At 61.1% G+C, this 13,057-nt stretch carries 12 protein-coding genes; 5 read left to right on the top strand and 7 right to left on the bottom strand.

Going from position 1 to position 13,057, the window contains the following annotated elements; all coding sequences use genetic code 11:
• Positions 1 to 46: 46 nt before the first annotated feature.
• From ilvC to ilvB, 3 genes are all read right to left on the bottom strand, one after another.
• Complete coding sequence (gene ilvC / locus GQF02_RS03645; RefSeq protein ID WP_124735082.1) at positions 47 to 1,063, bottom strand: ketol-acid reductoisomerase; 1,017 nt, start codon at positions 1,061 to 1,063, stop codon at positions 47 to 49.
• Between the two features lie 84 nt (positions 1,064 to 1,147).
• Entirely contained in the window at positions 1,148 to 1,639 is a 492-nt protein-coding gene (gene ilvN / locus GQF02_RS03640; protein WP_124735081.1) for an acetolactate synthase small subunit, read from the bottom strand.
• Positions 1,640 to 1,653: 14 nt separating this feature from the next.
• Entirely contained in the window at positions 1,654 to 3,414 is a 1,761-nt protein-coding gene (gene ilvB, locus GQF02_RS03635; protein WP_160794911.1) for a biosynthetic-type acetolactate synthase large subunit, read from the bottom strand.
• A 192-nt stretch (positions 3,415 to 3,606) separates the two neighbouring features.
• Between ilvB and GQF02_RS03630 the strand changes: the two genes are divergently transcribed.
• The 4 genes from GQF02_RS03630 to GQF02_RS03615 all read left to right on the top strand — a co-directional run bounded on the left by GQF02_RS03630 (position 3,607) and on the right by GQF02_RS03615 (position 6,827).
• Positions 3,607 to 4,461: a sigma factor-like helix-turn-helix DNA-binding protein gene (locus GQF02_RS03630; protein WP_160794909.1), complete on the top strand. Its 855-nt coding sequence runs from the start codon at positions 3,607 to 3,609 to the stop codon at positions 4,459 to 4,461.
• Positions 4,454 to 4,819, top strand: a complete 366-nt coding sequence (locus tag GQF02_RS03625) for a DUF3106 domain-containing protein (protein WP_160794907.1) — start codon at positions 4,454 to 4,456, stop codon at positions 4,817 to 4,819. The genes GQF02_RS03630 and GQF02_RS03625 overlap by 8 nt, the downstream gene beginning before the upstream one ends.
• Before the next feature lie 62 nt (positions 4,820 to 4,881).
• On the top strand, positions 4,882 to 5,379 hold the full coding sequence (locus GQF02_RS03620; protein ID WP_160794905.1) for an RDD family protein: 498 nt from the start codon (positions 4,882 to 4,884) through the stop codon (positions 5,377 to 5,379).
• A gap of 158 nt (positions 5,380 to 5,537) precedes the next feature.
• The gene (locus GQF02_RS03615; RefSeq protein ID WP_160794903.1) at positions 5,538 to 6,827 is read left to right on the top strand and encodes an NCS2 family permease; all 1,290 of its coding nucleotides are present in this window, start codon (positions 5,538 to 5,540) and stop codon (positions 6,825 to 6,827) included.
• 62 nt (positions 6,828 to 6,889) lie between these two features.
• Here the strand turns inward: GQF02_RS03615 and guaD are convergent, their stop codons facing one another.
• Positions 6,890 to 8,197: a guanine deaminase gene (guaD, locus tag GQF02_RS03610; protein WP_160794901.1), complete on the bottom strand. Its 1,308-nt coding sequence runs from the start codon at positions 8,195 to 8,197 to the stop codon at positions 6,890 to 6,892.
• A gap of 111 nt (positions 8,198 to 8,308) precedes the next feature.
• Here guaD and GQF02_RS03605 point away from each other — a divergent pair, with 111 nt between their 5' ends.
• Positions 8,309 to 8,809 (top strand): MarR family winged helix-turn-helix transcriptional regulator, encoded by a 501-nt coding sequence (locus GQF02_RS03605; RefSeq protein WP_160794899.1) that lies wholly within the window; start codon positions 8,309 to 8,311, stop codon positions 8,807 to 8,809.
• Positions 8,810 to 8,844: 35 nt separating this feature from the next.
• On the opposite strand, the gene GQF02_RS03600 is transcribed toward GQF02_RS03605, so the two are convergent.
• From GQF02_RS03600 to GQF02_RS03590, 3 genes are all read right to left on the bottom strand, one after another.
• Complete coding sequence (locus GQF02_RS03600; RefSeq protein ID WP_160794897.1) at positions 8,845 to 10,491, bottom strand: methyl-accepting chemotaxis protein; 1,647 nt, start codon at positions 10,489 to 10,491, stop codon at positions 8,845 to 8,847.
• 157 nt (positions 10,492 to 10,648) lie between these two features.
• A complete protein-coding gene (locus GQF02_RS03595) occupies positions 10,649 to 11,266 on the bottom strand; it encodes a lytic transglycosylase domain-containing protein (RefSeq protein WP_160794895.1) in 618 nt (205 codons plus the stop codon).
• Positions 11,266 to 12,981, bottom strand: a complete 1,716-nt coding sequence (locus GQF02_RS03590; RefSeq protein ID WP_160794893.1) for a proline--tRNA ligase — start codon at positions 12,979 to 12,981, stop codon at positions 11,266 to 11,268. Before GQF02_RS03590 ends, GQF02_RS03595 begins: the two co-directional genes overlap by 1 nt.
• Positions 12,982 to 13,057: the final 76 nt, after the last annotated feature.

Below are 13,057 nucleotides of genomic sequence, written 5' to 3'. Positions count from 1 at the left end.
AAAAAGCCGGGACAACATCCCGGCTTTTTTCATGCACCAAACAGGCTTAGTTCTTGGACTGGTCAACCAGCTTGTTCTTGGCGATCCACGGCATCATCGCGCGCAGTTCGGCACCCACTTTTTCAATCGGATGATCGGCGTTCAGACGGCGACGGGCGGTCATCGATGGGTAGTTGGTCTTGCCTTCGAGGATGAACATCTTGGCGTATTCGCCCGACTGGATGCGGTACAGCGCCTTCTTCATCGCTTCCTTGGTGGCGGAGGTCACCACTTCCGGCCCGGTCACGTACTCGCCGTACTCGGCGTTGTTCGAGATCGAGTAGTTCATATTGGCGATGCCGCCTTCGTACATCAGGTCAACGATCAGCTTCAGCTCATGCAGGCACTCGAAGTAGGCCATTTCCGGGGCGTAACCGGCTTCGGTCAGCGTCTCGAAACCGGCTTTCACCAGCTCGACCGCACCACCGCACAGCACGGCCTGTTCGCCGAACAGGTCGGTTTCGGTCTCTTCGCGGAAGTTGGTCTCGATCACGCCGCCCTTAGTGCCGCCATTGGCTGCAGCGTAGGACAGGGCGATGTCGCGCGCCTTGCCGGAGTTGTCCTGATATACGGCGATCAGGGTCGGTACGCCGCCACCCTTCACATACTCGGAACGCACGGTGTGGCCAGGGCCTTTAGGGGCAACCATGATCACGTCGATATCGGCAGCCGGTACGATCTGGTTGTAATGGATGTTGAAACCGTGAGCGAAGGCCAGTGCCGCGCCTTTTTTCAGATTAGGGGCGATATCCTTGGCGTAGACGTCAGGCTGGCTCTCGTCCGGCAGCAGGATCATCACCACGTCGGCCTTTTTCACCGCTTCAGCGACTTCTTTTACCTTGTGACCGGCCGCTTCGGCCTTGGCCCACGATGCGCCATCCTTGCGCAGACCCACCACCACCTCGACACCGGACTCCTTCAGGTTCTGTGCATGAGCATGACCCTGCGAGCCGTAACCGATGATGGCAACGCGCTTGTCTTTGATGATGGAGAGGTCGGCGTCTTTATCGTAATAAACCTTCATTTTGTTTTTCCTTGTGTCGTTATGTTATGGATGGAGAAGCCGCAGCACCGGTAACAATCCCCCGGCGCTTCTTGCCGGACTCCGTTAAATCTTCAGAATGCGTTCACCACGACCGATGCCGGAGGCACCGGTTCTGACCGTTTCCAGAATCACTGCACGGTCTATGGCCTCGATAAAGGCACCGAGCTTTTCCGTGGTTCCGGTCAGTTCTATGGTGTAAGTCTTTTCGGTGACGTCGATAATGCGGCCACGGAAAATATCCGCCATCCGCTTCATCTCCTCGCGCTCCTTGCCGGTAGCGCGCACCTTGATCAGCATCAGCTCGCGCTCGATGTGTTCGGACTCGTTCAGGTCGATCACCTTGACTACCTCGATCAGCTTGTTGAGCTGCTTGGTAATCTGTTCGATCACGTCGTCGGACCCATGCGTCACAATGGTCATGCGCGACAGCGTCGGGTCTTCGGTGGTCGATACCGTCAACGAATCAATGTTGTAACCGCGTGCCGAAAACAGCCCCACTACACGGGACAAGGCACCGGCTTCGTTTTCCAGCAAAATGGAAAGAATGTGTTTCATAGTGATCTCTCCGCTCAGCACAGGTTGCCGTAGTCACGATTGGCCGGCGGCGCATCGTCTTCGCGCATATGCGGCGGCAGATCCATCTGATCCAGACCCTTGCCGTTGCGTATCATCGGGAACACGTTTTCCGACTGGTCAGTACGGAAATCCATGAACACCAGCCGCTCTTTGAGCTTGGCGCTGAACGCCTCGCGCAGCGCCGGCTCGACATCGGCCGGGCTCTCGATCTTCATGCCGACGTGGCCATAGGCTTCGGCAATCTTCACGAAGTCGGGCAGCGCATCCATATACGACTCGGAATAACGCGTGCCGTAGAAGAACTCCTGCCACTGGCGCACCATGCCCAGATAACGGTTATTGAGCGAGATCACCTTGACCGGCGTGTGGTACTGCTTGCAGGTCGACAGTTCCTGAATATTCATCTGGATCGAGCCTTCGCCGGTAATACAGGCGACGGTGGCATCCGGATTAGCCAGTTGCGCACCCATGGCGGCCGGCAAGCCGAAGCCCATGGTGCCAAGACCACCCGAGTTCAGCCACTGCTTGGGCCTATCGAATTTGTAGTACTGCGCCGCCCACATCTGGTGCTGGCCCACATCGGAGGTCACGATGGCATTACCGCCGGTAATCTCATAGAGCGCCTGCACCACGGACTGCGGCTTGATGAATTCGCTGGACGGCTTGTACAGCAGGCAGTCGCGAGAACGCCAGGCCTCGATCTGCTGCCACCAGTCGGCAAGCGCAGCGGCATCCGGACGCTCGCCGGAGGCGCGGATCAGCTCCAGCATCTCTTTGAGCACATGCTTGACGTCACCGACGATAGGCACATCCACCTTGACCCGCTTGGCGATCGAGCTTGGGTCGACGTCGATATGCACGATCTTTTTCGGGGATGACAGGAAATGCTCGGGCACGCTGATCACGCGATCATCAAAGCGCGCACCGATGGCAATCAGCACGTCGCAGTTCTGCATCGCCATATTGGCTTCGTAGGTGCCGTGCATGCCCAGCATGCCGAGAAATTGCGGATCCGAGCCCGGATAGGCACCCAGCCCCATCAGGGTATTGGTGCATGGCAGGCCCAGCGAACGCACAAGCTCGGTCACTTCTGCTGCCGCGCCGCCTTGCACCGCCCCCCCGCCCACATAGATATAAGGGCGCTTGGCGCCCATCAACAGGCCGACGGCCTTCTTGATCTGGCCGGGGTGGCCGCGCGTCACCGGCAGATAGGAGCGGATATGCACACTGTCCGGATAGGCGAATTCGGCGAGCGCCTGAGTCACATCCTTGGGGATATCCACCACCACCGGACCTGGGCGGCCGGTCTTGGCGATATAAAACGCCTTCTTGATCGTCTCTGCCAGATCCTTGATGTCCTTGACCAGGAAGTTGTGCTTCACGCACGGGCGGGTGATGCCCACCATGTCGACTTCCTGGAAAGCATCCATACCGATGGCCGGCGTCGCGACCTGGCCGGAAATCACCACCAGCGGAATCGAATCCATATAAGCGGTCGCAATACCGGTCACGGCATTGGTCGCGCCGGGACCCGAAGTCACCAGCGCAATGCCGACCTTGTCGCTGGAACGCGAATATGCGTCCGCCGCATGGATGGCTGCCTGCTCATGCCGCACCAGTACATGCTTGAACTGGTTCTGCCTGAAGATGGCATCGTATATTTCTAGAACCGCGCCGCCGGGGTAACCGAAAATATACTCGGCACCTTCTTCCTGCAGGCTGCGGACCAGTATTTCCGCGCCCGATATTTGCATCTTGGCCTCTACTTATCTCTATTGCGTCCCGTTGCAGTTAATGACCATAGCGTATCTGCCAAAACACGGTCAAGCGCTTTTGTGCAGCCGCACAAGGCATGGGCACGCTGGAAAAACCGGCCTTTGCTGCATTCATACCCTGATGGACTGCGCTTTGTTAAGATAGCGTCTTACCCCTATTCCATACTATTGATGGCTACCCGCAAGCAACTGTCCGGTTTTCTGGTTTCGGCCATGCCCAAAGCCCTGTATCAAGCCATGCTGGTGCTGCCGGACAGGCAGGCGGCGCAACAGGTGCTGACGCGCGCCATGCTGCTCACCATCACCCGTCATGGTGCGGCAAGGCCGGAGCTGCTAGCACTGCTATTCCAGCGCACGCTGACACAAGCCTGCCGCCGCCCTGCCCGCCTATGGCGCCAAGCCGCACGACTGGATGCGGATGCACCCATCCTGCTGGAAATGCTGGCCACGCCAGCGCCGGAGTCACACTGGCCGGCCAGCAGCGAAGCACCTGCCCTCATCCATGCCGCGCTGGCCTTATTGCCGGACGCAGACCGGCAAGCCTATCTATTGCGCCACTGGCTGGGGTTCAGCCCGCAACAAGCGGCACAAAGCATGGCACTTTCGTCCCGCACCCTTGCCCGGCATGAGCACAATGGCCGCCATGCCCTGCATACCCTGCTCTCACTGAAGGGACTGAGCCTGCCTGCTGGCTACGCCAGTCTGGATGCCGCCATCTGCGCCGTATTGACGGCCGCCCTGCCCAAGGATGAGGTTCAGCTACCAGATCCGTGTCTGGCGGCACTGGATGCCGCCGAACACCATGCCTCGCGCCGGTTTGCCCGCCTGCGCCCATGGCTGGCGCTCAATCTGCACCCCTTGCGCCGCGCGACATTTACCTTGCTGCTGGCAGTCCTGATCAGCGCCAGCCTGCCGCAACTGCCATGGCAAACGCGGACAGACACTATGGATGACACCGCCTTGCTAGCCGATAGCTGGCCGCTGGACACCCTGCTCGACCCGGCTCTGGAACAAAGCCATGACTAGACGACTGCTACTGTGTATCTGCCTGTATGCCCTGCAAGCTAGCGCAGGCACGCCCGCCTCGCCCGACTGGAACGAACTGGCCGAACACGAGCGCCAATTGCTTGCCCCTCTGGCGCGCGACTGGAACCGCTACTCCGCCCCCAAAAAACAGGACATGCTGGCCTTGGTACCGGATGGCGTCACGCTGCCGCCGGCCAAGCGTGCCCGCCTGCAAAGCAAGCTCAAACGCTGGGCCGAGCTCACGCCGGCGCAGCGCCAGCTGGCAAGACAGAACTGGCGCAAATTGCAGGCCATGTCGCCCGCGCAACAACAATACTGGCGCCAGCAGCACACACCGGGCTCACTGGCTCCACGCTGAACCTGCGGCCCCCACAATCATTCAGGTAGAATATCGTCCTCTCTCTTGCGCCCGGATACTGCATGCCCGCCCACCCAGCTCTACCCACAGCACGCCGCACGCTGGCCGCCTTGCTGTATGAAATATTGCTCACCGCAGCCGTACTTCTGGCGATCGCCACCCTGCTGACCCCCCTCAAAGCCATGCTGGGCGCAAGCCCGCTGGCCGAGTTGCTGTTCCGCCTTTTGCTGGCCGGCCTGCTGTTTGCCTATTACGGCTGGTGCTGGGTCAAGGGCGGACAGACGCTGGCGATGAAAACCTGGCGTCTGAAGCTGGTGCGTGCCGATGGCGCGGCGCTTGACTGGCCGCTGGCTTTGCGCCGCTACCTGATTGCGCTGGCGCTGTTTGTCGGCGTGCCGGCGCTGGCCTATGCAGGCTGGAGCCGCAGTCTGGGAGAAAGCGCGCCTTTCTGGCTCGCCCTGGTCTGGTTGCCGCTACCCTTTATCGCCCGCGGTATAGACCCGGAAAAACGCAGCCTGCACGACAGGCTGGCCGGAACACGGGTGGTGTGCCTGAAGTAAGTGCATGACAGGGAAGGGGGAACGCCCCATTCCCCATTCCCCATTCCCCCTCTATACTTGCGCCCCGACGGAGCGGGTGCCGGATATCTGCCGGCTGCCCGCCTAGCGCCTGACTGTAGCTCAGGTTTTGCCCACCTTAATCTCTCCGGAAATCACGCATGCTGGAAAAGCTATTCCACATCCGTGCGCAAGGCTCGTCCGTGCGCACCGAAATCCTCGCCGGTTTCACCACCTTCCTCACCATGTCGGCCATCCTGTTCGTCAACCCGGACATCCTCGCCGCCGCCGGCATGGACCATGGCGCCGTGTTCGTCGCCACTTGTCTGGCCGGAGCCATCGGCTGCCTGCTGATGGGCCTGCTCGCCAACTACCCGATCGGCCAGGGGCCGGGCATGGGCATCAACGCTTTCTTCGCCTTCGGCCTGGTCAAGGGCATGGGACTGCCATGGGAGACTGCGCTGGGCGCGGTGTTCCTGTCCGGCATCCTGTTTATTCTGGTGAGCCTGTTCAAGGTGCGCGAGTGGTTCGTCAACGCCATTCCCGCCTGCCTCAAGCATTCGATCTCGGCCGGCGTCGGCCTGTTTATCTCGCTGATTGCGCTGCAGCAGGCCGGCATCGTGGTCGCTAGCCCCGACACCATGCTGGCACTGGGGCCGCTGGGCACCCCATCGGTACTGCTGGCGGCATTCGGCTTTTTGCTGATGGTGGTACTCGACCGCCGCGGCGTGCCTGGCGCCATCATTATCGGCATCCTGACCGTCACCGCGATCTCGGTGGCGCTGGGTTACACCCCGTATGGCGGAATCGTTTCGGCCCCGCCCTCGCTGGCACCGACCTTCCTCAAGGCCGACATCCTCGCTGCCTTGCATCCGGCAGTACTGGGCGTGGTGCTGTCCTTCTTCCTGATGAGTCTATTCGAGACCTCGGGCACGCTGATCGCCATTGCCGAGCGCGGCAACTTCCTCGACAAGGATGGCCATCTGCCACGCCTCAAGCGCGCACTATTGGCTGACTCGACCGCGATCAGCGCCGGCGCGCTCTTGGGCACCTCCAGCACCACCAGCTATATCGAGTCGACCACCGGCATCGCCGCCGGCGGCCGTACCGGCCTCGCCGCCGTGGTCATCGCCGGCCTGTTTATCGCCGCTCTGGTATTCGCGCCGCTGGCGGCGATGGTGCCGGGTTACGCTACCGCACCGGCACTCTTGTACGTCGCCATCCTGATGCTGCGTAGCCTCACCCATCTGGAGTGGGACGAGCTGACCGAAACCGCGCCGGCCATTGCCTGCATCACCACCATGGCGTTCACCTTCTCCATCGCCGACGGCATCGCCTTCGGTGCCATCACCTACGTGATCACCAAGCTGGCCACCGGCCAGGGCAAGCAGCTGTCCTTGCCCATCGTGGTGATCGCCGGCCTGTTTATCGCGCGCTATCTGTTCCTGTAAGCGCCGGCCGGATACGACAAAGGGGATGCCGCGGCATCCCCTTTTTGCTGCGCTCAAAACACTCAGCCACCCAGCGCATGCACCCGCTTGCCGGCGATATAGGTCGCTGCAATGGCGCGGTCATCACCCAACGTCATCTGGATGAACAAGGCCTCATGGATATCGCGCGCGTACTTCATGCGGTACTCGATGATCGGCGTCGACTTGAGGTTCAGCACGGCGAGGTCGGCTTCCTTGCCCACTTCAATACTGCCGATCTTGCCCGCAAGGCCCAGCGCCTCGGCGGTGCCGCGGCTGGCGAGATAGAAGGCGTGGCCGGCGGAGAGTGCAAAACCGTTCAGCTGTGCCGCCTTATAGGCTTCGTTCATGGTCTGCAGCATGGAAAAGCTGGTGCCGGCACCCAAGTCGGTCGCCAGACCCACCTTGACCGGACGGCGCGCGTCCCGCGCCTGCTTGACGTTGAAGCAGCCGGAGCCAAGGAAGAAGTTGGACGTCGGGCAGTGCGCGATCGCGGTGCCGGTGCCGGACAAGACGTCAAGCTCGGCCTCTGACAGATGGATGCCATGGCCGTAGATCGCACGATCGCGCAGCAGGCCGAAGCGGTGGTAGACGTCGGTGTAGTCGCGGCAGTCGGGAAACAGCGCCTTCACCCACTCGACTTCGCCGCGGTTTTCCGACAGGTGTGACTGGATCAGCGTAGTCGGGAATTCGGCTGCCAATGCGCCGACCATTTCCAGCTGCTCGGGGCTGGATGTCGGGGCGAAACGCGGGGTGATCACGTACTCGGCACGGCCCTTGCCGTGCCAGCGCGCTATCAGCGCCTTCGATTCGTCGTAGGCACGCTGCGGCGTGTCGAGCAAGGCCTGCGGCGCATTGCGGTCCATGCATACCTTGCCGGCCATGATGCGCATATCGTAGCGGGCAGCCTCCTCGAACAGCGCATCCACCGACTGCGGGAACACGGTGCCGAAAACACAGGAACTGGTGACGCCGTTTCTGTGCTGTTCTTTCAGGAACACCGACGCGACCCCGGCGGCGTGCGCCTTGTCGGCAAAGCCCTGCTCGGTGATAAAGGTGTAGTTGTTCAGCCAGTCGATCAGCTGCTCGCCGTAGGCGGCGATCATCTCGGTCTGCGGATAGTGGACATGGCTGTCGATAAAGCCCGGCAGGATCACGCTGTCGGTATAGCGCGTGACTTCAAGCCCTGCGGGCAGGGTAGGCAGGAGGGTGACGGCAGGGCCGACGGCGGCAATCTTGCCGTCTTCCATCACCACGATGGCGTCTTCTTCGAACACCATGCAATCCTGCATGTCGCGCACAAACGGATCATCCTTGAAGGTGAGCAGCGCGCCGCGAATGGCTGTTTTCATCGTTATATATTTTCAAGCAAAGAATCTTTTTATCAAAATTCTTCACCTGAGGCAAAAAAACCCGTCCATGTTAAGCTTACGACATTGTTAATCCATCCTAAGTCTGCCTGTATGAGCGCCTCTACCCCCGACCAGATAGACCAGATCGTTGCCCTGTGGCGTGCGGTCCGTCCCGACCTTGATCCCTCGTCCACCGAAGTCATCGGCCGCATTGCACGCATGGAATATTTCATCACCCGCCGCGTGCTGCAGGATCTGGCGCTACACGCCATCAATGTCGGCGAATTCGATGTGCTGGCGGCAATCAGGCGTGCGGGTGCGCCATTCCAGCTGTCGCCGGGGCAATTGCAGAATATGGTGTTGATTTCGTCCGGTGCGCTGACCAACCGTATCAACCGACTGGAAAAGGCCGAACTGGTAACACGCCACACCGACCCGAACGACAGGCGTGGTGTAGTTGTCACGCTGACAGACAAGGGGCTTACGGTGATAGAAGATGCGGTCAGCCACCATCTGGCAGCCGAGGCGGAACTGCTGGAGCCGCTGGATCAAGCCGAACGCATGCAACTGGCGGCGCTATTGAAAAAGCTATTGCTGGCGCAAAAGGATTAAGAGGCCGGGCAAGCCGGCCTCTTAAAGAACAGGGCTCAGGTACGGAAACGACCGATTTCCAGGTCCAGTTCACTGGACAGTTTGGACAGCTCGCTGGCCATGGTGGCCGACTCGGCCACCGAGCGGCTATTGCTCTCGCTCATCTGGGCAATGTGCTCCACACTGCGCGCCGCCTCCTGGCTGGCATGGCTCTGCTCCAGCATCGCAGAGGCAATCTCGTCGGTCTTGCCCAGTACCTGGGCTGATAGTTCGCGTAGCATCTCCAGCGTGTCGGCCACGGTACGGCTCAGTTCGACCCCGCTGCTGACCTGCCCGGCCGCCTGCTGCATGCTGGCGACAGCGGTCTTGGTCTCGCCCTGCACCAGGGAAATCTTGGACGAGATTTCATTGGTCGCCTGCGCGGTGCGTTCGGCCAGCTTGCGCACCTCATCCGCGACTACGGCAAAACCACGCCCGCTCTCGCCGGCACGCGCCGCCTCGATGGCAGCATTGAGCGCCAACAGATTGGTTTGCTCGGCGATCTCGCGGATCACGCCGACAATGCTGCCGATCTCGCTGGAGCGCTGGCTTAGCGTGGCAATACTGGCTTCGGAAAGACGGATCACCTTGGCGATTTCCGCCATTTCCGCCGCTGCCTGGCCGGCTACGCGGCTGCCCTCGACCGACATTTCCATGCTGGAGCGCGCTTCGCCTGCCATCTTTGATGCATGTTCGGCCACACGGGCAATACCTGTCGTCATCTGTTCGACCACGGCAGCCGTCGACGATGAGGCATCTGCCTGTTCGTTAGACGCTTCGGTAATGCGTGATGCAACGTCCGACATCGAGCGGGAGGTCGCACTGACACGCTGCGAATCGCCACGGGTACGCTCGACAAAAGCCGACAGGTTACCCAGCAAGGTGGACAGTGCGCGCGCCGTCTCGCTGACTTCATCCTGCCCCGAGGTATCGATCCGTATGGTCAGGTCATTCTGTGCCGCCGCTTGGCGCATACTCGCCTGCAGTCCGCCCAGCGGACGGGTGATCGAACGCACGATCAGCACCGCCAGCAACACGCCCAAGACCAGTGCCAACGCCAGCGCACCCAGCATGACGTTGCGGATCTGGCCCAGCATGGCTTCCTGCTTGCCATCCGCCGCATCGATATAGCCATCGGCCAGTTCACGCAAGGCAGTCACCTGATCGCGCAAGGCGTACAGTTGGGTCTTGAACGGCTGGATCGCGGCATCGGCGTGGTTGGCCTGGGTAATCTCGCCGGACTGCAATTTCAGGTACAGCGCCTCCATTCCCTGGCGATAGGCATCGACATTGCCCTCCAGCGCAGCGAGTTCACCCTGCTTGTCCGCCAGACGTACCAGAGAACGCGCCTCTTTGACCTCGGCGCTGAGCGCCGCCACGTTCTTGTCGAATTTGGCCTTGGTCGATTTGAGGTTTTTCTCATGCTCCGGCGGGTTGCCCAGACTCAACAGGATGTCCTTTTCCGCCTGGCGCACGCGCAACATGCTGCTCTCCAGCTGGTCCATCTGCCGGCTGAATGCGACGTCGTTATCCAGCAGATCCTCTAGATTGACATCGAGTTTGTGCAGTGCGGCCAGACCGACTCCCCCTATCATGCAGACGAACAGCAACAGGCTGCTGGCCAGCAGGGCAACCCGCTGCCCTATGGTCATTCTTTTCAACATCGAGGCACTCCCGGGTGAGCTAATAAAACTGTTTTGGTATTATGGGCAAATAATGACACAAACCATCCCATGACGTCCAAGTTAGTGACCTGCGCCCAACACGCAAAAACCCCGCCCGCGGCGGCAGCCGGGGGCGGGGTTTTATCCAGCACGGCAGTCAGTGCAAGGCAGCCTGTTGCAATGCTCTGGGCGGTGTCCAGTGCCACTGCTGCTGCCAGGCGCCCAACACCATATTCGGGTATTCGCTGCGGCCACGGCTGCCGTTGTAGCGCCCCAAGGCCAGAAACAGATTGCCTTTTTCGCGGTCAATGTAGTGGCGCAAGATGGCACAGCCGTAGCGCAGATTGGTGGTCAGGTCGAACAGATTGTGCTCGGGCGTGCCTATGCTGCGCGTCCAGAACGGCATCACCTGCATCAGCCCGCGTGCATCGGCACTGGACACTGCATATTTCTTGAAACCGCTTTCCACCTGAATCAGGCCCAGCACCATCTGCGGATCGAGACCGGCGCGGGTCGCTTCATAGTGGATGGCGGTCAGCAGACGCTCGCGCGCCCACGCATCCGGTATACGTTTTTCCAGCCGCCGCGACATCTCCGCCAACCAGGCCTGCCCTTCGCGCGGATTGTCGAACACCAGCCGCGGCGCGTTGACGTCACCGACGCTGCGGCGCAAGGCCGAAGCGACGGTGTGCGACAGATCTTCCTCACGCTGCGCACCCGCCCACGCCGGCATCACCAGCGTGGCAAGCAACAGGCTGATGACGGCGCGGCGCATCAAATGCCGAGTTTGCCGAACATGAAGTCGAGCACATCGGCGGCGGCCAGCTCGGTCTTGTCGGCATCGCGGCGATGCTGGTACTCGACCTTGCCTTCTTTCAGGCTACGGTCACCGATCACCACACGATGCGGGATGCCGATCAGTTCGGAGTCGGCCAGCAGCACGCCCGGACGTTCGTCACGGTCGTCCAGCAGCACATCCACGCCCTTGGCCAGCAGGCCCTGATACAAGGCCTCGGCCGCATCGGCCACGGCTTCGCTGCGCTTCATGCCCATAGGCACGATCACCACGGTGAATGGCGCCAGTGCGTCGGTCCAGATAATGCCGCGCTCGTCGTGGTTCTGCTCGATGGCCGCGCCCAGAATGCGCGATACGCCGATACCGTAGCAGCCCATTTCGAAGTGCTTGGGCTTGCCGTCCATATCGAGGAAGGTCGCGCCCATTTCCTTCGAGTACTTGGTGCCCAGATAGAACACATGGCCCACTTCAATGCCGCGCTGAATGGCCAGCACACCCTTGCCGTCCGGCGAGGCATCACCCTCGAGTACATTGCGGATATCGGCAACTTCCGGCTCGGGCAGGTCGCGGCCGAAGTTGACGCCGGTCAGATGCACGTCGTCCTCGTTACCGCCCACCACCATGTCGGCCATCACCGCCACGCTGCGGTCGGCGTAGATCTTGCCCTTGAAACCGACCGGCCCCAGCGAGCCCGGCTGGGCACCGAAGGCGGCGACGATGGACTCGGGCGCAGCAAAGGTCAGCGGCTTGGCAACACCGGCAAGCTTCTCGCCCTTGATTTCATTCAGTTCATGGTCGCCGCGCACCAAGAGCAGCACCGGCAGCTTGTCTTCAGCATCGCCTTCGACCACCACCGCTTTTACCGTCTCTTTGATGTCGCAAGACAGGAAAGCCACCAGCTCGTCTATGGTTTTCACGCCCGGTGTGGAGACCTTCTGCATCTCGGCGCCTGGCGCCTGGCGTGCGCTTTCCGGGGCGAGCGCTTCGGCCAGTTCGATATTGGCGGCGTAATCGGAATCGGGGCAGTAGACAATAGCGTCTTCGCCGGTGTCGGCGATCACCTGGAACTCATGCGAGCGGTCACCGCCGATGGCGCCGGTGTCGGCCGCCACGGCGCGGTAAGTCAGGCCCATTCGGTCAAACACGCGCTGGTAGGCGGCGAACATATTGTCGTAGCTCTTCAGCGCATCCTCGGCACTGCGGTCGAAGGAGTAGGCGTCCTTCATGGTGAATTCGCGGCCACGCATCACGCCGAAACGCGGGCGGCGCTCGTCGCGGAACTTGGTCTGGATCTGGTAGAAATTCTTCGGGAGCTGACGGTAGCTTTTCAGTTCGCCGCGCACGATGTCGGTCACCACTTCTTCCGAGGTCGGCTGGATCACGAAGTCGCGGTCGTGGCGGTCCTTGAAACGCAGCAGCTCCTCGCCCATCTTGTCCCAGCGCCCGGTTTCCTGCCACAGAGCGGCCGGCTGCACCACCGGCATCGAAATTTCGATGGCGCCGGCACGGTTCATTTCTTCACGCACGATGGCTTCGACCTTGCGCAAGGCACGCAGACCCATGGGCATCCAGCTATAGATGCCGGCACCTACCTTGCGGATCATACCGGCACGCAGCATCAGCTTCTGGCTGACGATATCGGCATCGGCCGGAGCCTCTTTCAGGGTAGAGATGAAGAACTGCGAAGCGCGCATGGGGGAACATCCTTGAAATTGCGTTAGATAGCGCGATTGTAGCGCCGGCGGGGGCAAGGGTGGAAGCCGGGCGTGC

Origin of the sequence: Craterilacuibacter sinensis (assembly GCF_009831765.1) — a bacterium.
Classification (GTDB): Bacteria; Pseudomonadota; Gammaproteobacteria; order Burkholderiales; family Chromobacteriaceae; genus Craterilacuibacter; species Craterilacuibacter sinensis.
The sequence above is the reverse complement of the archived record's forward strand: the minus strand, read 5'-3'. Positions and strand labels throughout refer to the sequence as shown.

Excerpts from the sequence above, each read along its gene's own strand:
- GQF02_RS03600 (WP_160794897.1), bottom strand. The coding sequence starts at position 10,491 with ATGTTGAAAAGAATGACCATAGGGCAGCGGGTTGCCCTGCTGGCCAGC.
- ilvC (WP_124735082.1), bottom strand. The coding sequence starts at position 1,063 with ATGAAGGTTTATTACGATAAAGACGCCGACCTCTCCATCATCAAAGAC.
- guaD (WP_160794901.1), bottom strand. The coding sequence starts at position 8,197 with ATGAAAACAGCCATTCGCGGCGCGCTGCTCACCTTCAAGGATGATCCG.
- GQF02_RS03590 (WP_160794893.1), bottom strand. The coding sequence starts at position 12,981 with ATGCGCGCTTCGCAGTTCTTCATCTCTACCCTGAAAGAGGCTCCGGCC.
- GQF02_RS03630 (WP_160794909.1), top strand. The coding sequence starts at position 3,607 with ATGGCTACCCGCAAGCAACTGTCCGGTTTTCTGGTTTCGGCCATGCCC.
- GQF02_RS03595 (WP_160794895.1), bottom strand. The coding sequence starts at position 11,266 with ATGCGCCGCGCCGTCATCAGCCTGTTGCTTGCCACGCTGGTGATGCCG.
- GQF02_RS03625 (WP_160794907.1), top strand. The coding sequence starts at position 4,454 with ATGACTAGACGACTGCTACTGTGTATCTGCCTGTATGCCCTGCAAGCT.
- ilvN (WP_124735081.1), bottom strand. The coding sequence starts at position 1,639 with ATGAAACACATTCTTTCCATTTTGCTGGAAAACGAAGCCGGTGCCTTG.
- GQF02_RS03615 (WP_160794903.1), top strand. The coding sequence starts at position 5,538 with ATGCTGGAAAAGCTATTCCACATCCGTGCGCAAGGCTCGTCCGTGCGC.
- GQF02_RS03620 (WP_160794905.1), top strand. The coding sequence starts at position 4,882 with ATGCCCGCCCACCCAGCTCTACCCACAGCACGCCGCACGCTGGCCGCC.
- ilvB (WP_160794911.1), bottom strand. The coding sequence starts at position 3,414 with ATGCAAATATCGGGCGCGGAAATACTGGTCCGCAGCCTGCAGGAAGAA.
- GQF02_RS03605 (WP_160794899.1), top strand. The coding sequence starts at position 8,309 with ATGAGCGCCTCTACCCCCGACCAGATAGACCAGATCGTTGCCCTGTGG.